Genomic DNA, 19,591 nt, shown 5'->3' with positions numbered 1-19,591 from the left:
CCTGCCATGATGGTCCCCATGCCTGCGGACACCGGACTGGATCCAGAACAATCGGCCGCCGTGCTCGCGCCACGCGGCCCGGTATGTGTCCTCGCGGGCGCTGGAACAGGCAAAACCCGCACCATCACGCGCCGGATCGCTCATCTGGTTGCCGACGGTCACGTGTCGGCCGGTCAGGTGCTTGCCGTGACGTTCACCGCTCGTGCGGCCGGGGAAATGCGTGGACGTCTCCGTGAGCTGGGCGTCGGCGGGAGTGGGCCGCAGGTGCAGGCTCGAACTTTTCACGCTGCTGCTCTCCGTCAACTGAAGTACTTCTGGCCGCAGGTTGTCGGCGACACGCCGTGGCGTCTGCTGGACCGAAAGTTCGCCGTTGTCAGCAGTGCCGCAGCCCGGGTGGGATTGTCCACCAGCACGGAAAGCGTCCGCGACCTCGCCAGTGAAATCGAGTGGTCGAAGGCGTCGCTGATCGCGCCGGAGGATTACCCACGCGCGATCGCCAAGATTCGCCGTGAGGCACCGGTCGATGCCACCAAGGTGGCCCAGGTGTATGCCGCATACGAAGAGCTGAAAGCACGCGGCCAGGACGGCATGCTGCTTGATTTCGACGATCTCCTACTGCACACGGCGGCAGCTCTCGAAGAGCATTCGACAGTCGCCGACGAGTTCCGCGAGCGGTATCGCTGCTTCGTCGTGGACGAGTATCAGGACGTCACCCCACTGCAGCAGCGTGTGCTCGACGCCTGGCTGGGCGACCGAGACGATCTGACCGTGGTGGGCGATGCGAATCAGACCATCTACTCCTTCACCGGAGCCACCCCCAACTATCTGTTGGACTTCTCCCGGAAATTCCCCGAAGCGACCGTCGTTCGGCTCGAACGGGATTACCGCTCCACCCCTGAGGTCGTGTCGTTGGCGAACCGCGTGATCGGTGCCGCGCGCGGGCGGATCGCCGGGACGCGTCTGCAGCTGATCGGGCAACGCGCGCCGGGGCCTGAGCCGGAGTTCATGGAGTTCGACGACGAGCCGGCCGAAGCACTCGGCGTTGCGCGGGCGATCAAACGGCTGATCGCGGCAGGCACCCCTGCGGCCGAGATCGCTGTTCTGTACCGGATCAATGCTCAGTCGGAGGCGCACGAGCAGGCCCTGACGAAGCTGGGCATTCCGTTCCAGGTGCGCGGTGGAGAGGGCTTCTTCACTCGCACCGAGGTACGTCAGGCGGTGGCAGCGCTGCGTCAGGCAGCTGGACGCGACGACCTCCCCGAAGGTGCAGACAACGGCGAAGCGCTGGTCTCACTCGTCCGCGCTGTGCTCGCGCCGCTCGGCCTGACCAACGAAGAGCCTTCGGGTACTCAGGCACGCGAGCGCTGGGCGTCGCTCTCGGCTCTCGTGGCGCTCACCGAAGAACAACTTGTCCACGAACCTGAACTGACGCTCACCGGGCTTCTACAGGAGCTCACGGCCCGAGCCGAGGCGCGGCACCCACCGACCGTGCAAGGTGTGACGCTGGCCTCCCTCCACGCGGCCAAGGGGCTCGAATGGGATGCGGTGTTCCTGGTCGGCCTCAACGACGGCACCCTGCCTATCCAACACGTTCTCGGCGACGCCAATTCGGGCGCCGACGACGTCGCGGTGGAGGAGGAGCGTCGGCTTCTCTACGTGGGGGTTACTCGCGCTCGCGAGCATCTGCAGCTGTCGTGGGCATTGGCCCGCAATGAGGGGGGACGCAAGTCCCGTCGCCGGTCGAGGTTCCTCAACGGGCTCATCCCCGAGGACTCACCGGCTTCGCGCGTTGCCGCGCCGTCGTCGGGGAACAAGAAGCGTCCGCGCTGCCGCGTCTGCGGCAAACCGTTGATCGGGACGTCGGCGACAATGCTCGGGCGCTGCGAAAAATGCCCGTCCAATGTCGACCTGGAATTGCTCGAGCACCTCAAGGCCTGGCGTCTGGACAAGTCCCGAGAACTCAAAGTTCCGGCCTATGTCGTCTTCAGTGACAACACATTGATGGCTATTGCCGAACAACGACCACAAGACAATCGTGGACTGGTTTCGATCCCTGGAATCGGGCCGAAGAAACTCGACAACTTCGGGGAAGACGTACTAGCTGTCATTCGCGGCGAACTGCGTGCGGCAACACTCGATATCTGACAACACATCCGAATCGACAACGGTGAGTTACATAACCGCAGGTCAAAAATAGGTTGTGCAGATTCGGCAGATTCTCTACTCTGGTTTTCAGTGTTACGGGGCAACCTGTGCGCAGAAACTATCCGGACCGACACGAAATGGAGGTGGCAAAAAAATGACGAACTTGATCTCTTACGAAGCGTGCGCAAGCGCAAAGTTCGCTGTTGCCGCCCCCATGCTGCCGCGTGCAGCGGGATGGGCGCAGCATGCGTTCCGCCTGCGCCCTCAAGCAGCAGCAAAGAAAGCAGCTGTCGAGTCCGTGTTCTTAAGCCATCGAGGTATTTCTCGGTAGGACACATCCGTTCACTTACGGCCACGGACCCGCAGCCCCTGCGGACCGTGGCCTTTGTGTTGGATAGCCCTCTTCATCTGGTTTCCGACTCGGCTCAGGTTCGCACCCATCGAACCCATATCGTGCGACACAGTTTCGCATCCGAGCACTAGGAGACCGAGTTGTCTGCCCAGACAATCCGCGTGGAATCCGAAAACTCCACCACTGCAGTAACTTCCACCGACGTCACTTCGGCTGCAGTCACGTTCATCGAGGTCGCGTCCACCCGCCGCGACCTGCCGTGCCGGGCATCCAACCCCGATCTCTGGTTCGCCGAAGCTCCGGCCGAACTCGAGCAGGCCAAGGCACTGTGCGCGCAGTGCCCCATCCGTTCCCGTTGTCTCAGTGCGGCTCTCGACCGCGCCGAGCCATGGGGGGTGTGGGGCGGCGAGATCCTCGATCAGGGGGCCGTCATAGCGCGCAAGAGACCGAGAGGGCGCCCACGCAAGCAACTTGTGTGCGCGTGAGAGCCCTATTCGGCGGAGCCGGTGTCTTAGTCGGCGGAGCCGGTGTCATCCAGAACCGGCTCCGCGAACCCTGGCAACCAACGAGTCAGGATTTCCATGTACGGGGCATATGCGTCCAACTGGGCGCATATGCCGACCGAACCGAGAAGAACACGGAAGATCATCAAATACTCGGCCGGAAGGTTGAGTGCACGGGCCGTTCGGAACTGCGCACTGTTGAAGTCAGTGGCGGTTCCGGCGGCCTTTTGCAGCCATGCCCGAGTGAAGTGAAATGACTCGGTCTGGATCGGGTCGGTGAAGGGTCGCAGGTAATCCGCGATCTCCTTGTCGGTCACCGTGCGTCCGGGGATCACGAAACCGTTGGCGCGCAACAACTCCGTCAACTCGTCGAATTGTTCCTCGACAGCCAAGCGCACCATCGTGCCGAGAACCCGTGGCAGTCCGTTCGGGAACGGCGCAGCAGCACCGAAGTCGATGACGCCGAGTCGGCCGTCCTCGAGAAGCATGAAATTGCCGGGGTGCGGGTCACAGTGGAGCAATCCGACACGGGCCGGAGACGCGAAGTGGAATTCGGCGAGTAGTGCACCGGCCGCATTGCGCTGCTCCGGCGTTCCACTCTCGATGATTCTGGTCAACGGGGTTGCCGTCATCCATTCGGTCACGACCACTTTCGGCGCGCTCGCCACGACGTGCGGGATCACGAATTGGGGATCTCCGTCGAACTCGTTGGCAAAAGCTCGCTGATTGTTCGCCTCGATCCGATAGTCGAGTTCTTCCTCCGTGCGCGCGGTGAACTCCTCGATCACGGGCCGTACGTCGACACCGGGCATGACCGAACCGAAGAGACCGGCAAATCTGCCCAGGGTCTTGAGATCGGCGCGTAGAGCTTCGTCGGCGCCGGGGTACTGAACTTTCACGGCTACGTCGCGGCCGTCCGCCCAGACGGCTCGGTGAACCTGCCCGATGCTTGCCGACGCGGTCGGTTCATCGTCGAACGACTGGAATCGGTCGCGCCACTTGGTTCCGAGTTGCTGGTCGAGCATCTTGTGTACTTGCTTGGTCGGCAGCGGCGGGGCGGCGGCCTGGAGCTTGTTCAGCGACTCGCGGTATGGCTCGGCGAATTCCTCCGGAATTGCCGCCTCCATGACGCTGAGCGCTTGGCCCAGCTTCATCGCGCCGCCCTTGAGTTCGCCCAGCACCGCGAACAGTTGCTCGGCCGCCTTCGCGCTCAACTGCGCGTCGATCTCGCCTTTGTCGCCGCCGGCGAGCTTGCGTCCGAAGCCCATGGCGGCGCGACCGGCCATCCCCAGGGGGATGCTCGCGAGTTTGGCAGTACGGGCAGAACTCTTGCGTGGGATCTCGGACACCACACCATCATGTCTGACTGGGGCGTCCTTTGCCCGAAACAGGTGCCAGGTATTGGCAACTGCAGGATATTTGCCGAGGCCAGCGCCTGGTTGTGATCCGATACGGACGGAGCGCGATCTCGAGCGTCGACGACAGACTCGCCGCATGCGTCGCCGCTGTCTCCGATAATGCGGAGTCGATCTCGGCCAGGGCCAGCGCGACACTTGCATGGATCATCGCCGATTCCGCGTGGCCTGCGCTGCCGAGTAGCTGCGCGGACAGATGAAGCCAATGAGGGTCGAGTTCGGATCGGAGGATGTCTGCGCACCGCAGGCAACTCGACTGACCAGGCAGGACAAGAGGACCGACCACACCGTTGCCGTCGCGGATGCGGACGGAAAGGTGGGGGAATCCACAGCGAACGAGATCGCTGACCAGACGAGGATCAGTCACGACGTCGTCGCTCAGGACCACCAGTTGTTCGTTCCACGTGCGCACGACGTCGGTGTTGCGATACCCGCGCGAGCGACGCGTGCTGACCCCGCCGGTGACCAGTGCGCGCTCGATGGCGTCAGAGAGCGGACCGACACCGTGAATCCGGACCGTCGCGGTGCTTCTGCGGGCAGTGTGGACGAAACCGGAATCGGCGAGTTGCTCGAGCAACTCCTCCGTCACGGATGTGGGAATCCCGCGCCTCGACGCTTCCCAGAGGATGTTTGCGCGGGATCTCGAGCCGTCCATTTTGCGCAGGATCGACTTCACCGCGCGATCGTCGACCCCGACAGGCAGAGTCAGCAGGACGGCACGTCCGGGGGTCCATCCCAGCTGCAGTCGACCATCCGGGCGCGACAGAACAGCGATCCGCGGGTCCCATCGAGGTCCCGCGGATCGCTGTGAAGTGCTGTCTTGTCTGGTGTTGTCGTGTGTGTGACCGGTCATCATTCGATGCTGGCACGACGGGCCCTCGGCGAGTCCACGTCAGCGGCAGTTATCCACAGGCCGTCATCGCGGCTGATCTGCGAAAATGTGTCGAGAAGAGATTACTTCTCTTCGTCGTCCTCGCGGGTCTTGTCCATCGCTTCCTCGGCCGCGCGCTCTTTTGCCACGACGGCTTCGAGCTGGGCTATCGGGTCGTCGAAATTACCGGCTTCGCCGGCGCCGAGGACACGGGCGACAAATCCGTCCGGTGCGTCGAGATCGCTCGAATCGGGCATCAGGTCGGGATGCGACCAGACGCCGTCGCGAACGTCCATACCGGCTTCCGCAGTGAGCTTCTGCCACAAACCGGCCGCTTCACGGACCTTGCGAGGACGAAGTTCGAGTCCGACCAGCGTCGCAAAGGTCTGTTCGGCGGGGCCGCCGGTAGCGCGGCGACGCCGCAACGTCTCACTCATCGCGGCAACACCAGGCAGTCGCTCGCCGAGTGCGGCGGTGACGACCGTCTCCACCCAACCCTCGACCAGCGCAAGCAGAGTCTCGAGACGTTCGAGAGCGGCTTTCTGCTCCGGTGTGTTCTGCGGCTCGAACGTGCCCTGCTGCATCAGCGCTTCGAGCTTGCTCGGATCGGTGAGAGCGGATGGATCGAGGTCCTTGGCGAATTCTTCCATCGCCGAGAAGTCCATGGTGATTCCGCGGGCGTATTCCTCCACTGTCGCGAGAACACGCTGGCGCAGCCACGGAACGTGACTGTAAAGGCGCTGATGAGCGGCTTCCCGCGCGGCGAGGAAGACCAGAACTTCCTGATGCGGCTGTTCGAGACCCTCACTGAAAGCCTGAACCGCAGCCGGGAGAAGGGCCGCGGTGCCTTCGGGGCCGAGGGGCAGGCCGATGTCAGTGGAGGAGAGCACCTCGGTGGACAGTTGGCCGAGTGCCTGGCCCAATTGCGAGCCGAACGCGAGTCCGCCCATCTGGCCGAGCATGCCCAGCATCGGGCCAGCCATCTGCTGTGCTTCGGCCGGAAGACCCTGGACCCACATGCCCGCTACCTTCTCGGCCACCGGATCACAGAGTCGCTTCCACGTGTCGATCGTGTTGTCGAGCCAGTCGTTCGGAGTCCACGCAAGAGTGCGGCTCGCTCCGGCAGGGAGCGTTGTCGCGGCGTCCAGCCACATCTCGGCCAGGTGCGCGGCGTCGGCGATCGCCTTGACGTTGCCCTCGGTGATCGGTGTGACCGATCCGATCTGTTGGCGTGCCAGCTTCTTGGCGATGTCGTAGTTGACCGGGCCGGACGTACCGCCCTGGCCCATCGACGAGCCCATTCCGCTCAGCATCTGCCCGAACTGGGTGAGCATCTGGCCGAGCTGAGCCGGATCGAATCCCTCACCGCCCGCGCCGAACCCGAACGGCATGTCACCACCCCCGAACGGATTGCCACCCGCCGCGTTCTTGTCGCGATCGGGATCGTCGTCGGAGTTGGAGAAGCCGAACGGCATATTGCTCATACCTCAACGGTACAAGGCTCGAGCGGTCGGAGTCGCCCTCCGAGTCACGCTGACGGCGAACACGCACGGCGCTCAGGCGGTGCGATCGGTGCTCCGGAGCCTTCGCGCTTTACTCTGGATCAGGTGAATCGACGGATAGTGACGCTCTTGGCCGCACTCGCACCCATCGTCGTGTTGGGAGTCGTCGGAACAATGGTCACTGTTCCTTATGTCGCACTCGGTCCTGGCCCCACCTTCAACACGCTCGGCGACGTCGACGGTAAGCCCGTCGTGGACATCCAGGGGACCGAGGTCGATCCCACCGACGGCAACCTCAACATGACAACGGTGTCGGTTCGCGACGGCCTCAACATCTTCGAAGCGTTCGGACTGTGGGCGAGTGGCAGCAACGGACTCGTCCCTCGCTCGGAGATCTATCCACCCGAGAAGTCGAAGGAAGAGATTCAGCAGGCCAACACCGCCGACTTCCAGCAGTCCGAGGACAGTGCCGAGTTGGCGGCACTGCACTTTCTCGGCAAGCCGGTGTCACTGACTGTTTCGAAGGTGACCCCGGACGGTCCCGCTGCGGGTGCCCTGCAAGAAGGCGACGTCCTGGTCAAGATCGGCGACACTCCGGTAACCACCATCACCGGCGTTCAGGACACGGTCGGTGCGATCGCGCCCGGCACCGCGATCGACGTCACCGTCCTACGTGAGGGTGTGGAGACCGTGGTGCCGGTCACCGTCGGGGCGCGGCCCAACAAGCCCGAATCGGGTTACCTCGGCGTCACACCCAACGAGGTCCCGGACGTTCCCTTCACCGTGCAGTTCAATCTCGCCGACATCGGCGGTCCTTCTGCCGGACTGATGTTCACACTGGCCTTGGTCGACAAGCTGACTCCGGGGGAGCTCAACGGTGGAAAGTTCGTGGCCGGAACGGGCACCATCGACTCCGACGGCGAGGTCGGTCCGATCGGCGGCATCAGGTACAAGTTGATCGCCGCGTCCGAAGCCGGTGCTGAGACCTTCCTCGTGCCGGCCCAGAACTGTGACGAGGCGAAACAGAATGCGCCGGACGGGCTTCGACTCGTCAAGGTCGACAACCTGCCCGGCGCAGTGGACTCACTCGAGAGCCTCAACACGGGTGGCGACGCACCCCGCTGCTGAAAGCTGCCTGGCCGCCGACGACTCTGTCAGTCTTCTTCGACCTCGTCGAGCGTCGCGTACAGGGCGTGCACGAGGTGAGGTGCAAGACCGTCGTAGGTGAGCAGTTCCAAGTCACCGTACGGATCCGCATCCTCGTCGGGACGCATCTGTAGGAGCGACAGCGAGGGACCGTCACGGAGCACGCCGACGAACAGTCGAGCCTCGCGTCGATCGGGATGCGCGTCGGCCGTCAGTCGAGCGACTTCGTCCGCCGCGTGCTGATCGGTCAACACCGGCGCCGTGGCGTGGTCGAGATCCGATTCCGCCTCGGGCGGCAGGACGACGATCTCCTGCACCAGGATGCAACCCTGCACGGACTCGGGCCAATGCGTCGTTGCCAGGAACTCGTCGAGTGCCCGTGAACCGCCGATGATGTCCTCGGGAAGCGATTCCTGTTCGATAGGTGTGTATTCGGCGCCCTCGGCGAGTTGGTCGAGCAGTCCGGGTTCGGCCGCGGCGAGCATTTCGGTGGGTACCAACGCGTACAGCTTCGGCGGCTGATCCCAGCCTTCGGCGTCGATGTGGTCGACAACTTCATGAACGCACCGGGCGAGGGCACTCGGTGATCTGCTCATATTCTCTTCACTCACGCGTTCATCCTCCCACCTTCTGTCCGGCTCCCCGCTCTCCGTGTTGTCAACCCGTGACCGTTGTTACGTAGAGTGGTCGGAAACGGCCAAGTCCACTCGGGCGTGGCCGCAGTGATCGATGCAATCGGTTGCGACGCCACGGCGTCGCCAAATCTTGGAGCGTGGCACGTGGGCATGCGGCCCCCCGCAGGTTTACCCTCTCTGTCCAGACGCAGTCGAATCTTGTTGGTGGTGGCTGTCGTAGTGGCGGCCTTGCTGCTCGTGGGGCCGCGACTGATCGGCATGTACACGGACTGGTTGTGGTTCGGCGAAGTCGGCTTCCGCGGTGTCTTCACCAAGGTTCTGTTGACGCGATTCGTGCTCTTCCTGGTCGTCGGAATTGTCGTCGGAGCCATCGTGTGGCTCGCGATGCTTCTCGCGTACCGCGCACGCCCGGTGTTCGTCCCGGTCTCCGGACCTAATGATCCGATCGCGCGCTACCGCACCACCGTCATGTCGCGTCTTCGTCTTTTCGGCGTGATCATTCCGGTAGCGATCGGCATCCTGTCCGGTCTCATCGCACAGGCCAACTGGGTCACTATCCAGTTGTTCCTTAACGGCCAGGCTTTCGGGATCACCGATCCGCAGTTCAACATGGACGTCAGCTTCTACACGTTCGATCTGCCGTTCTACCGTTTTGTTCTCAACTGGTTGTTCGTCTCGATCCTGCTGGCTTTCGTGGCAAATCTGATCACCCACTACGTTTTCGGTGGAATCAAATTGGCCGGACGAGCGGGGACGTTCACTACCGCCGCTCGTGTGCAGTTGGCTGTTCTGGCGGGCACTTTCGTGCTGTTGAAGGCCGTCGCATACTGGCTCGATCGCTACTCGTTGCTTTCGAGCGGCCGTAAAGAGCCGACGTTCACCGGCCCGGGGTACACGGACATCATGGCTGTGCTCCCGGCAAAGCTGATATTGATGTCCATCGCGATCATCTGTGCTTTGGCTTTCTTCGCTGCGATCTTCACCCGCGACCTTCGTATCCCGGCTATGGCCGTTGCTCTGTTGGTTCTCTCGTCCGTGCTCGTAGGCGCAGTCTGGCCGATGATCGTCGAGCAGTTCTCCGTCAAGCCCAACGCGGCGGACAAGGAGAGTACGTACATCGAGCGAAACATCGCGGCCACCAGGCAGGCCTACGGAATCACGGACGACAAGGTCACATATCAGCCTTATTCGGGTGACGGCGACGCAATTCCGCGCGAAGTGCCGGCAGACGTCACCACTATTGCCAATGCTCGTCTCCTCGATCCGAACATTCTGTCGCCCACTTTCACCCAGCAGCAACAGCGTCAGAACTTCTACGGGTTCCCGCCCTCGCTCGACATCGATCGCTACGACATCGACGGTGAGATGCGCGACTACATCGTGGCGGCGCGTGAGATCTCACCGAACAACCTGCAGGGAAACCAGACGGACTGGATCAACAAGCACACGGTCTACACCCACGGCGACGGCTTGGTGGCCGCTCCGGCGAACAAGATCACTGCGCCGGTCCTGGACCCGACGAAGGACAACGCGAACAACAACAATGCGGGCTACCCGATCTACACGGTCAGCGACATCGCCTCGCAGGACGCGGGAACACAGGTCATCAAGGTCGATCAACCGCGCATCTACTACGGCGAGGTCATCGGTCAAGGCGCTGACGACTACGCAATCGTCGGTGGTGCCGGTGGTTCGGAAGCTCGCGAATACGACACGGAGCAGACCAAGTACACCTACACCGGTTCCGGCGGCGTCTCCATCGGAAACTGGGTCAATCGCTTGGCTTTCGCGGCGAAGTACACGGAGAGGAACATTCTCTTCTCGGGTGCCGTCGGTTCGGATTCCAAGATCATCTACAACCGTGATCCTCGCGATCGCGTCGGTCAGGTTGCTCCGTGGTTGACCACTGACGGAGATGCGTACCCGGCCGCAGTCGACGGCAAGATCGTCTGGATCGTCGATGCGTACACCACGCTGGAGAACTACCCGTACGCACAGCGCAGTTCGCTGGACGGACTGGTCGCGGACAGTGTGGATGCAACGACCGGTCGTTTGTTGCCGAAGAAGGAAGTCTCGTACATCCGCAACTCGGTCAAGGCAACCGTCGATGCCTACGACGGCACCGTGACGCTCTATCAGGTCGACGACAACGACCCGGTACTCAATGCGTGGAAGGGTGTGTTCCCGGACACGGTCAAGCCGCAGAGTGATATCTCGGACGATCTGCGGGCACACTTCCGCTATCCCGAAGACCTGTTCAAGGTTCAGCGGGAAATGTTGGCGAAGTACCACGTCGACAATCCGACCGAGTTCTTCACCAACAACGCTTTCTGGTCGGTGCCCAACGAGCCGACGGTGGAGAATTCGAAGGAAAATGAACCGCCGTACTACGTGATGGTGGGGGACCAGGAAACCGGCGCGCCGTCGTTCCGGCTCACAAGTCCGATGGTGGGATTCCAGCGAGACTTCCTGTCGGCTTACATCACCGTGAATTCGGATCCGAAGGACTACGGCAAGATCACTGTTCTGCAGTTGCCCGTCAACAAACAGACGCAGGGTCCGTCACAGTCGCAGAACTCGATGATCTCGGATGCTCGCGTGGGCTCGGAGAAGGCACTGCTGGAGAGAACCAACACGATCCGATACGGCAACCAGTTGGCCTTGCCGATCGCAGAGGGTGGAATTCTCTACGTCGAGCCCATGTATACCGAGCGAAGTAACACAACGACTTCGTTCCCGCAGCTTTCCCGAGTTCTGGTGAGTTACCAGGAGTCTGCGAAGGCTGGCAGCAGGGTTCGTGTCGGTTACGCATCCACGTTGGCCGAGGCGCTCGATCAGGTCTTCGACAATGGTGGAGCCGCGGGCGCTGCCACCGCACCGGGTGGAACTGCCACGACGGAACCGCCGGCGGGAACCGGGACCACCCCCGCGCCGACGGCGCCGACGACGCCTACAGGTCCGGCATCATCGGAAGATGTGTCGAAGGCTCTGGCAGAGGTCAACGCTGCCATGGATGCATTGAAGTCTGCGCAACAGACTGGTGACTTCAGTGGTTACGGAGCCGCGCTGGATCGCCTGCAGAAGGCGGTTGACGCTTACCAGGCGCTGCCGCCCAGTTAGTCGACCTCGTTCGTGAGTCACAGAAGGCCCGCCATCCGATCGGATGGCGGGCCTTCTTGTGTTCTCAGGTGAAGCTGTACGAGCTGAATCAGCGCAGTGCTGCAACGATCGGTGCGTTGGCATCGGAGAGCTGCTGGAACTGTGCGGCGAAGCCGTACTGGCCGGCGAGGTCACGAGCGGTGTCGTAAGCCTGCTGTGCGGCGGGCTTGAGCTCGGCCGGGATCTCGATGGCGGGAGCAACTGCGGGTGCCTCGGCGACGGGAGCCGGCGCTGCGGCGGGAGCTTCTTCGACTGCAGGCTCGCTCGCGACGGTCAGACGCTGGCCGCAGACGGGCCATGCGCCGGGGCCCTGGCTCTGCAGGGTGTTCTCGGCGACGCGGATCTGCTCTTCCTTGGAAGCGTTGGCGGGCGAGCCGGTGCCACCGTTGGCGGTCCAGGTGCTCTGCGAGAACTGCAGGCCGCCGTAGTAGCCGTTTCCGGTGTTGATGTTCCAGTCGCCACCGCTCTCGCACTGTGCGACGCCGTCCCAGTTGTGGGTGGCTGCGGAAGCGGTGCCGGTGCTCATGGTGAGGGGCACTGCGACAAGTGCGCCGGCTACTGCCAATGTGCCGAATGCACGCTTGCTGATGCTGGTGTACGTCATGTCGGGGTAAATCCTCTCCGCGCTTGCTGACATCGGCGGGCCTGCGGGTCGGCGATGATGCTGACTTTCCCGGGCGCTTGTCTCTCCGTGTCTCTGCCCCTCGAAGGTTTCGGGGGTTCCGATCCCGCGGGGCAGAGTGGAGCAGCGGCGGGTCGGCGTTCGCCCGGTTGATTCGGGCCGGGACCGACCGTACGGGAGCGTCGAACGAGGGTCGATTCGCAATTTTCCGGACTGTCTGGTCTGCTCTCGACCCGAAATTTTAGCGTTTGTGCTGGTAGAGCCTTTCCGATGCCGTTTCGACGTACGTTCGTTACATGCTTGTTATGTGTTGATGCTCACGGGCATTTTGTGAACCCAGTCACCCGATTCTTCGACTTTCAGGCGTGTATTTCGCTCCAGCGCAGGCGATTTGCGTTCCGTTCACCTGCTCGTGTAACTTTGTCCATGCATCGCGGGGTGGAGCAGCTCGGTAGCTCGCTGGGCTCATAACCCAGAGGTCGCAGGTTCAAATCCTGTCCCCGCTACTAGAAAAGGACCGCCGCACTGGATTCCAGTGCGGCGGTCCTTTTTTGTGCGCAGCCGTCGTAGGGTGGCGACGTGCGACTCTCGAAGATTCTCTTGGCGATGGCGGTGACTACTTCGCTGGTGACCACCGCTCTGGCGTTCTCGGCAGGAAGCGCTGCCGCCGGTGGGCGGATCACCGATGCGAAGCGCGTGGTCTTCATCGTTCCGGGGCAGCAGCTCTACAACTCGGGAGAAACGCACCAGGCGACCTACCGCGCCCTCGACAAGGCACTGAGCGCTGCGGGCTACGAGACACACTTCGTCGACGCACCCGGCAAGATGATTGCGGCCGACGCCGAGCTGATTGCCGATTCGATTCGCTCCTACGCTGCCGGCGCTGACTCCGTCGGGGTGATCGCGCACAGTGCGGGTGGACTGAGCTCCCGGTACTACGCGAAGTTCCTCGGTGGCTCCGAAGTAGTGGATTCATTCGTCGCCATCGGTGCGCCACAGTACGGTAGCCCCGGTGGCTGCGTACAAGGCCCTGCCGACGGTTACGACACCTGCATGTTCTCCGAAGTTCTCACCAAGCTCAATGCCGGTGAGGACACTCCTGGATCTGCCTACTATTCGGTGGTGCAGAGTTCGGGCGAGTGGGCGGACGGTCGGTTGGACGGGGGCCAGTGCCGGGTGTACGTCGATGGCGTTCCCGGGGCCGGAACCGGAGGAGACCACCTCACCGAGCTCGAGCATCCAGAGGTCATCTCGGGAGCGATCAGCGCTTTGGGGCGCGACTGTGTCGGTACGTTCGTGGACGAGAACGACGGCGACATCACCTGGCCTGACACACTGTTTCCGTCATTTCGGTAAAGCTTCAGGTCCGGGTTGTTCGGACGAGTAGCCCGGCTACGTGTGCGCTCGCGGCAGTCCTCGCCCCCAAGGCGTCACCCGATTCGATGGCCGCGACTATACGTGCGTGCTCGGTGACGGCGATCCGCCGATTGAGCTCGAGGCTCCACATGTCCGAACGGTAGAGATGTGACTGTCCATCCAGACGATGCAGGGCTTCGCTGAGTGGGTGATTGCATGCAGTCTCACGAATCAAGGTGTGAAACTCGAGGTCGAGCTTCGAATCCCGACGCTGATCCGGCGGGCTCTCGAGAAGTTCGCGTTGCACCTGCACCATCTTGTTCAGCTGTGACACGGTTTCGTGCGTGGCATTGGCCGTGGCGTTGAACGCCGCGAGACCGTCGAGTACCTCACGCACCTCGAAGACCGCGCGCAGAGACTCCGCGTCCAGCGAATCGACTTTTGCACCCGCATTCCGTGTGTGGACGGCGATGCCCTCGTAGATCAACTGCTGCACGGCCTCGCGGACCGGCGTTCGACTGACATTGAGCTTGCTCGCCAGCGCGGGAACACTCAGTGGTGTCCCCGGCGCCAGCTCTCCCGAAAAGATCAGTTCGCGAAGTGTCTCGTGCACGGACTCGGTGAGCAAAGCTCGTTCGGTGGTGGTCATCTTGTCCTCACTTCGATCCTGCACGATGTCGACGGTACCCGGGAGCGCTATCCAGCGGCGCGCACCCGGTCAGCGCTGCGACTGTCGACGTCGGGCGCCGTCGCGCCTTTCAGTCCGGCCACTTTGGCCGCGATGTTCTCAGCGATCGTGATCGGCGGGTATCCCACTTCGCCCGGTGTGAGAGTCCCTGGCAGTGCTTCGATGACGGCGTCGTAGTTCCCGTCGAAAAAGAATGCGGCAGAGCGACGTCGGATGATCTGACCATCGACGATAGGTGGGTCGACTCGGTGCACTGTTGAGCGCCATCGGTCGTTCGTCCAGCGTGCCATCGCGTCGCCGAGGTTGATCAAGAGTGCGCCGTCGGCAGGTTGGACGTCGTGCCATACGCCGTCGGCACTCAGAACTTGAAGGCCCGGAACTTGATCTGCCCACAGGATGGTCAAGATTCCGAAGTCGGTGTGAGCGCCCATTCCCGTCATGTCGCCGGAGATGCGGATCTCGCCCTCGGGCAGTGCGTAGTTGTTCATCTTCATCGCGTCGATCGAATGGTCGAGCATCGAATCGAAGTACCCGGGCTGCAATCCGAGAGCGTCGGTAAAGGCGCACATCAGGATTCGTGCCAAGCCCTGGGAATGACGGAAATACTCTTCGATTGCCGGTCGGAATCCGGGCGCGGCCACGGGCCAGGTGTTGGCGGCGTAGCTGGACTCGGGTAGGTCGACGCCCGGATAGTCGCTCACCTCTGTGCCCACGACTATTGCTTCGTAGAAATCGTTCATCTGGTTCGCAGCGGCGACGCCCAGGCTCATGCTGAGTGATTCCGATTTCGGTGGTGAGTAGCCGCGGTTCTCGGACGAGGGACGGCGATAGTTGTTCTTCACCGTCAGTGGGAGAGCAAAGAACTCGTCGAGAGCGTCGGCCAGTCCTTCGGTCGCCGATCGTGGAATGCTGTGTCCGACAATCTGTATGAATCCGACCTCCCGGCACGCGCGATCGAGTTGAGCTGCCACTTCCGCACAGGCAGTGCTGTTGGTGGCGTTTGCAACCGCTGCCTCGCCGCGGAGGTACGGGCTGATATCGATCGTAGGGATTTCGAAGACAGGAGTTTCGTGGGTCATTTAAAGTCCTTGCGGCCGGACGTGTGCCACTTACCGACGAGCACACGTGAGAGGAATCCAAAGGCAGAGAAGACGAGGACACCGAACACCGACGCGATCACGATCGCGGCGATCAGATCCTCGGACTGAAGGCGGCTTCGGTAGACGTCGAGCAGCGTTCCGATCCCGGGTTGTCCTTTGGCGAAGAACATGTCGCCGATGATGGCACCGACGACAACAAGGCCGGAGGCGGTGCGGATGCCGGTGAGAATAGCCGGCATTGCCGCTCGCAGTTCGAGTTTCACCAATCGATCCCAACGGGACGCGCGGCCGAGGGTGAAGAGTTCGTGCAGTCCGCGATCGACCGATTGCAATCCGAAGTGTGTGTTGGTGATGATCGGGAAGGCTGCGATGAGAACACACACCAGGGTACGCGCGGTCATACCGTAGCCGAACCAGAGCCCGATGAGGGGGACGATGGCGAGGATGGGAATGACCTGCAGCACAACGGCATAGGGATAGACGATCCGCTCGATCCACTTGGCCTGGCTCATCAGCACGCCGGTTCCGACGCCGACTGCCACCGCGACGACGAAGCCGACCAGTGCTACCTGTGCCGTCACTGCGAGGGCTTCGAGCATGGGCGAGAGGTGCTTCCAGTCGAGTAGCGACTTTGTCAGTACTTGACTCGGCGGCGGAAGGAGAAATCGACGTTCCGGGGAGAGAACGAGGTAGCTGACGATCGACCACGCTGCGACCGCGCCGGCAAGTGAGAGCAGCGGATAGAGCAGGAAGGTGCCGAGCGCTCTCATTCGAGAGGGCCGTCCGGGCTGTGACTGTGCTCGCGCAGCGGTCGCAGAATCAGTGCGAACGGCGGAATTGCGTGTGGTGGTGCCCTGTTGCACTGCAAGGACTTCGGTCATCGTGAGCTCCCATGGAGACTGGCCGAGATCTCGGCGACGTGTTCGGTGTATCGGGCGTCGTAGCGCAGTTCCGGGCTACGCGGGTAGGGGAAATCGATGTCCACGACCGAATGGATTCGTCCGGGCCGGGCGGTCATGACGACCACCTTGTTTGCGAGGTACACGGCCTCGGATACCGAGTGCGTGATGAACATCGAGGTGAACCCCTTGTCGGTGTAGAGCCTTTGCAGCTCTACCTGCATCTCCAGTCGTGTCATCTCGTCGAGAGCACCGAAAGGTTCGTCGAGCAGCATCACAGCAGGTGCGAGGGTGAGCGCACGCGCCAACGAGACGCGCATCTTCATTCCGCCCGACAACGCGTTGGGCAGTTGTTTCGCGAAGTCCGCCAGTCCCACTGCGCGAATTGCCTCGTCGGCGCGCAATTTTCGGGCTGCTTTGTCGCCGCCACCGAGTTCGGCGGACAATTCGACGTTGGCCTGCACGGTTCGCCAGGGGAGGAGAGTCGGCTCCTGGAAGATGAAGCCAACTGATTCGGTGTCGAGGGCAACCGCGCCGCTGGTCGGTCGCTCGAGGCCGGCCGCCATGCGCAACAAAGTCGACTTGCCGCAGCCGGAGGGTCCGACCACGGCGACGAAGTCTCCTCGCTCCACGTTCAGATCGATGCCGTCCAGCGCGACAGTGCCGGTATCGAACTTCTTGACGACATCGGAAAAGACCATCTGCATCGGTGCGGTGAGCTTGCGAGCGTCGGCATCCTGCATCGTGTTCGCGAGTTCCATCTGAGCCTCCGGTTCGATAATGCATGCAAAAGTTCTTCAAGATGTATGAACTATCTTGAATTGCATGTATGTCGCCTAGATTGCTGAATGTAAATGTGAGGTGACATTGCAGGTGAAGCAAGAATCTTGGCGCGCGTTACCTGATGGAAACAACTAGTCGATTGCATGTAATCCATGTACTGCAGAGTGTGCACATCGGATCACCCTTCCTGGTTCGCCCACATCCCAATTGTTTTCACGAAGGAGACGCTGTGTATTCAAATCGCAAGGTGCATTCCAATCGCAGAAGTGTGGGAGCGGCCGGCGCGGCACTGGCCATGTGTGCAGCCATCGGATTGACTGCGTGCAGCTCCAGTGAGGCTGAGACGGCCAAGGCTGAATCTCTCGAACCAGCTGCCGAGGCTCAGAACCTAGCGGGTCTCTGTCCGGAAAACGTTGTGGTTCAACTCCAATGGCAGCCACAGTCGGATATGGGAGCGCTCTTCGAGATGCTTGGTCCCGGCTATTCGGTCGACACCGACGACAAGTCCGTCAGCGGGACTCTTGTCGCCGGAGGGAAGGACACCGGAGTCGACTTGACCTTGCGGGCCGGGGGACCGGCAATCGGGTTCCAATCCGTCAGCTCCCAGATGTACGTCGACGATTCGATCACTCTCGGCTTGGTGCACGGCGATCAGGTGATCGCGGCAGCGGCAAGTCAGCCCGTTGTGGCCGTCACGCCATTGCTCAAGTACAGCCCGGCAATCCTCATGTGGGACAGCGAGTCTCATCCGGAATGGGCGAGTGTTGCCGATATCGGCAAGTCCGACGCGAGTGTCGTCGTTTCCAAGGAGCAACTGTTTCCGCAGTGGCTCGTGGCGAAAGGCCTACTGAAGCAGTCTCAGCTCGACACGAGCTACGACGGAGCTCCCTCGCGATTTGTCGGTGACCCGACCATCGCTCAGCAAGGATTCGCGAATTCGGAACCGTACACGTACGAGAAGGAGACGCCGGCGTGGGACAAGCCGGTTTCCTATGACCTGCTGAAAGATTCGGGTTTCGACATCTACGCGTCCAATGTTTCCGTTCGTGCCGACAAGGTCGAGACACTCTCCCCGTGTTTGAGCAAGCTGGTTCCGATCATTCAGCAGGCCACCGCGGACTACATCACTGCGCCGGATACGGCGAATGCTGCCATTGTCGACGTCGTCTCGCAGGACGTGTCGTTCTCTCCCTACACCGAGGGTGAAGCAGCGTTCAGTGCCCAACTCTTGAAAGAGAAGGGCCTGATCGCGAACGAGGCGGACGGATCCGTCGGCACGTTCGACATGACGCGAGTCGCTCACACCGTCGAAGAACTGAAGCCCATCCTGAACGCCGGGGGTGCGGCGATACCGCAGTCATTGGCTGCAGAAGAGATCTACACCGACAAGTTCACCGATCGGTCCATCGGAATCCGCTGAAGGAGCTGACAGCAAATGACTTACGACATGACAGAACTCAACCGCGAGACCCGCATGGGTGGCCTGGGCACGGAGACCACCGACCGCGAGGTCCGAAGAATCGATCTCTCGGATTTCGAGAACCGGCGCAGCGAGATCGCCGAGGAGTTGTGGTCGGCAGCGACCGACATCGGATTCTTCCAAATCGTCAATCACGGGATCGATCTGGACCAGGTCCGCGAGGCTTTCGCGGCGGCCGAGCGATTCTTTGCACTGCCCACCGAGGTCAAAGCGCAGTATCCGCTCAAGAAGGGTTTCAACTCCGGCTGGGAGAGCATGACGCAGGTGCGTCCGTCCATCGGAACACCTGATCAGAAAGAGTCCTATCAGGTGACCCGCCCGCATATGGGTGATCTGTGGCCCACTGCAGACGAATTGGGCGGATTCCGCGAAACGATCCTGGACTTCGAAGCCAAGTGCTGGGGCATTGCGATGGACCTGTTGTCGTGCTTCGCCGAGAAGCTGGGATTCGAACGAGACTTCTTCACCAGGGCACATGACCCGTCGGTGGACACCTACCAGAGCACGCTGCGACTACTCCACTACTTCCCCCTTGCCGCCGACGCAGATGTCGAAGGGATGTGGCGTGCCGGAGCACACACCGATTTCGATTGCCTGACATTGCTTTTCCAGCGTGACGGTCAGGGCGGCTTGCAACTGTGCCCGGGCAAGGAGATGGACACCCAGGAATGGACGTCGGTGGTGCCGGCTGAGGAAGCAATCACCTGCAACATCGGCGACATGCTGATGAGATGGAGTGATGACGTCCTGCCGTCGAATTTTCATCGAGTCAAGAGTCCCGGAGTCACCGACTATCGGGGAGCCCGCTACAGCCTCGCGTTCTTCGCTCAGGCGAACCGCGACGTGACCATCGAGGGGCCGGCGGGCAAGTACCCGCCGATCACTGCCGAGGACTACATCGACCAGCGAGTACGCGCGAACTTCGCGCGTTGATC

The 19,591-nt window shown here is 61.9% G+C and carries 16 protein-coding genes and 1 tRNA gene; 8 read left to right on the top strand and 9 right to left on the bottom strand.

From position 1 onward, the window contains the following. Nucleotides 1–6: 6 nt before the first annotated feature. Complete coding sequence (locus ABIE52_RS10705) at nucleotides 7–2,145, top strand: ATP-dependent DNA helicase UvrD2 (RefSeq protein ID WP_003942300.1); 2,139 nt, start codon at nucleotides 7–9, stop codon at nucleotides 2,143–2,145. A gap of 513 nt (nucleotides 2,146–2,658) precedes the next feature. Beyond that, a complete protein-coding gene (locus ABIE52_RS10700; protein ID WP_003942321.1) occupies nucleotides 2,659–2,982 on the top strand; it encodes a WhiB family transcriptional regulator in 324 nt (107 codons plus the stop codon). A 26-nt stretch (nucleotides 2,983–3,008) separates the two neighbouring features. Here the strand turns inward: ABIE52_RS10700 and ABIE52_RS10695 are convergent, their stop codons facing one another. From ABIE52_RS10695 to ABIE52_RS10685, 3 genes are all read right to left on the bottom strand, one after another. Beyond that, a complete protein-coding gene (locus ABIE52_RS10695) occupies nucleotides 3,009–4,352 on the bottom strand; it encodes an ABC1 kinase family protein (RefSeq protein WP_192712539.1) in 1,344 nt (447 codons plus the stop codon). Nucleotides 4,353–4,356: 4 nt separating this feature from the next. Next, nucleotides 4,357–5,271, bottom strand: a complete 915-nt coding sequence (locus tag ABIE52_RS10690) for a hypothetical protein (protein ID WP_065352234.1) — start codon at nucleotides 5,269–5,271, stop codon at nucleotides 4,357–4,359. Between the two features lie 98 nt (nucleotides 5,272–5,369). Further along, nucleotides 5,370–6,770 (bottom strand): zinc-dependent metalloprotease, encoded by a 1,401-nt coding sequence (locus ABIE52_RS10685; protein ID WP_003942352.1) that lies wholly within the window; start codon nucleotides 6,768–6,770, stop codon nucleotides 5,370–5,372. A gap of 123 nt (nucleotides 6,771–6,893) precedes the next feature. Between ABIE52_RS10685 and ABIE52_RS10680 the strand changes: the two genes are divergently transcribed. Then, complete coding sequence (locus ABIE52_RS10680; RefSeq protein WP_058226487.1) at nucleotides 6,894–7,916, top strand: YlbL family protein; 1,023 nt, start codon at nucleotides 6,894–6,896, stop codon at nucleotides 7,914–7,916. A 26-nt stretch (nucleotides 7,917–7,942) separates the two neighbouring features. Here the strand turns inward: ABIE52_RS10680 and ABIE52_RS10675 are convergent, their stop codons facing one another. Continuing rightward, entirely contained in the window at nucleotides 7,943–8,545 is a 603-nt protein-coding gene (locus ABIE52_RS10675) for a PPA1309 family protein (protein ID WP_003942343.1), read from the bottom strand. Nucleotides 8,546–8,713: 168 nt separating this feature from the next. Here ABIE52_RS10675 and ABIE52_RS10670 point away from each other — a divergent pair, with 168 nt between their 5' ends. Beyond that, nucleotides 8,714–11,689 (top strand): UPF0182 family protein, encoded by a 2,976-nt coding sequence (locus ABIE52_RS10670; RefSeq protein WP_030534991.1) that lies wholly within the window; start codon nucleotides 8,714–8,716, stop codon nucleotides 11,687–11,689. A gap of 88 nt (nucleotides 11,690–11,777) precedes the next feature. On the opposite strand, the gene ABIE52_RS10665 is transcribed toward ABIE52_RS10670, so the two are convergent. After that, a complete protein-coding gene (locus ABIE52_RS10665; RefSeq protein ID WP_003942299.1) occupies nucleotides 11,778–12,332 on the bottom strand; it encodes a transglycosylase family protein in 555 nt (184 codons plus the stop codon). 450 nt (nucleotides 12,333–12,782) lie between these two features. Here ABIE52_RS10665 and ABIE52_RS10660 point away from each other — a divergent pair. Then, nucleotides 12,783–12,856 (top strand) — tRNA-Met (locus ABIE52_RS10660). Nucleotides 12,857–12,929: 73 nt separating this feature from the next. Next, the gene (locus ABIE52_RS10655) at nucleotides 12,930–13,706 is read left to right on the top strand and encodes an esterase/lipase family protein (RefSeq protein ID WP_003942360.1); all 777 of its coding nucleotides are present in this window, start codon (nucleotides 12,930–12,932) and stop codon (nucleotides 13,704–13,706) included. A 4-nt stretch (nucleotides 13,707–13,710) separates the two neighbouring features. Here the strand turns inward: ABIE52_RS10655 and ABIE52_RS10650 are convergent, their stop codons facing one another. The 4 genes from ABIE52_RS10650 to ABIE52_RS10635 are packed head-to-tail and all read right to left on the bottom strand — an operon-like array spanning nucleotide 13,711 to nucleotide 17,154. Then, nucleotides 13,711–14,355 carry a GntR family transcriptional regulator gene (locus tag ABIE52_RS10650; RefSeq protein ID WP_007731273.1) on the bottom strand — a complete coding sequence of 215 codons (645 nt, stop codon included), beginning with the start codon at nucleotides 14,353–14,355 and terminating at the stop codon, nucleotides 13,711–13,713. A 47-nt stretch (nucleotides 14,356–14,402) separates the two neighbouring features. After that, a complete protein-coding gene (locus tag ABIE52_RS10645; protein ID WP_192712538.1) occupies nucleotides 14,403–15,473 on the bottom strand; it encodes an isopenicillin N synthase family dioxygenase in 1,071 nt (356 codons plus the stop codon). Next, nucleotides 15,470–16,375 (bottom strand): ABC transporter permease, encoded by a 906-nt coding sequence (locus ABIE52_RS10640; protein WP_192712537.1) that lies wholly within the window; start codon nucleotides 16,373–16,375, stop codon nucleotides 15,470–15,472. Before ABIE52_RS10640 ends, ABIE52_RS10645 begins: the two co-directional genes overlap by 4 nt. Then, a complete protein-coding gene (locus ABIE52_RS10635) occupies nucleotides 16,372–17,154 on the bottom strand; it encodes an ABC transporter ATP-binding protein (RefSeq protein WP_003942349.1) in 783 nt (260 codons plus the stop codon). The genes ABIE52_RS10640 and ABIE52_RS10635 overlap by 4 nt, the downstream gene beginning before the upstream one ends. 251 nt (nucleotides 17,155–17,405) lie before the next feature. On the opposite strand from ABIE52_RS10635, the gene ABIE52_RS10630 reads away from it, so the two are divergent. Continuing rightward, nucleotides 17,406–18,596, top strand: a complete 1,191-nt coding sequence (locus tag ABIE52_RS10630) for a nitrate ABC transporter substrate-binding protein (protein WP_354541484.1) — start codon at nucleotides 17,406–17,408, stop codon at nucleotides 18,594–18,596. Nucleotides 18,597–18,611: 15 nt separating this feature from the next. Beyond that, on the top strand, nucleotides 18,612–19,589 hold the full coding sequence (locus ABIE52_RS10625; RefSeq protein WP_003942293.1) for an isopenicillin N synthase family dioxygenase: 978 nt from the start codon (nucleotides 18,612–18,614) through the stop codon (nucleotides 19,587–19,589). Nucleotides 19,590–19,591: the final 2 nt, after the last annotated feature.

This window comes from Rhodococcus sp. OAS809 (assembly GCF_040546695.1).
GTDB lineage: Bacteria > Actinomycetota > Actinomycetes > Mycobacteriales > Mycobacteriaceae > Rhodococcus_F > Rhodococcus_F qingshengii.
This window is presented reverse-complemented; position numbering and strand designations above follow the sequence as displayed.

Coding starts and splice junctions, on each gene's coding strand:
- ABIE52_RS10705 (WP_003942300.1), top strand. CDS start 7: ATGATGGTCCCCATGCCTGCGGACACCGGACTGGATCCAGAACAATCG.
- ABIE52_RS10690 (WP_065352234.1), bottom strand. CDS start 5,271: ATGATGACCGGTCACACACACGACAACACCAGACAAGACAGCACTTCA.
- ABIE52_RS10685 (WP_003942352.1), bottom strand. CDS start 6,770: ATGAGCAATATGCCGTTCGGCTTCTCCAACTCCGACGACGATCCCGAT.
- ABIE52_RS10665 (WP_003942299.1), bottom strand. CDS start 12,332: ATGACGTACACCAGCATCAGCAAGCGTGCATTCGGCACATTGGCAGTA.
- ABIE52_RS10650 (WP_007731273.1), bottom strand. CDS start 14,355: ATGACCACCACCGAACGAGCTTTGCTCACCGAGTCCGTGCACGAGACA.
- ABIE52_RS10645 (WP_192712538.1), bottom strand. CDS start 15,473: ATGACCCACGAAACTCCTGTCTTCGAAATCCCTACGATCGATATCAGC.
- ABIE52_RS10640 (WP_192712537.1), bottom strand. CDS start 16,375: ATGACCGAAGTCCTTGCAGTGCAACAGGGCACCACCACACGCAATTCC.
- ABIE52_RS10635 (WP_003942349.1), bottom strand. CDS start 17,154: ATGGAACTCGCGAACACGATGCAGGATGCCGACGCTCGCAAGCTCACC.
- ABIE52_RS10625 (WP_003942293.1), top strand. CDS start 18,612: ATGACTTACGACATGACAGAACTCAACCGCGAGACCCGCATGGGTGGC.